The 523-nt window shown below is 31.2% G+C and carries 1 pseudogene; it reads right to left on the reverse strand.

The features are described from left to right. Positions 1-29: 29 nt before the first annotated feature. Positions 30-523 (reverse strand): annotated as a pseudogene (locus B0A58_RS12575) (hypothetical protein); the annotation flags it as partial.

The raw sequence follows: 523 nt of genomic DNA on the forward strand, positions 1-523 counted from the left end.
CAAGGATATGCTAGATGTTGAGAGAAGTTTTATTTGTTCATTTCGAGTCTCAATTCCTGTATTTTATCAATTGTTAAACTTGTCAATTTAGAAATTAATTCATTCGATAATCCTTCAATAATCCCGTTTTTTGCAATTTCAACTTTCTCTTTTTCTCTTACTTTGAACTCTGCTTCGGTTTGTAAAGAAAACAGTTCACTTGCTTTTAAATGCAAGCTGTCCAAATAGCGGTTATACCCATATTGGTCTTCTTTTTCAAGTCGCATAATGTCCAAAACTTCATTGGCTTCTTTTAACCCTTTCGCTTTGAAACTGTCTTTTACTTCGTTGTTTTTCAAGAAATAAACCCATTCGTCCAAAGTGTCTTTTGCAACATCATTGAATTGATTTACTTTGAGCAAATAATATTCAGGAAAAATATTGGCAACTTCTTGTTTTGCAAATGTTTTCTTTTGTTTTTCAGATAATCCCAAAATATCGTTTTGATGTAATCCTTTGAATTCCGTTTTACCACGATAAATAT

The organism is Flavobacterium branchiophilum NBRC 15030 = ATCC 35035 (genome assembly GCF_002217205.1).
GTDB lineage: Bacteria > Bacteroidota > Bacteroidia > Flavobacteriales > Flavobacteriaceae > Flavobacterium > Flavobacterium branchiophilum.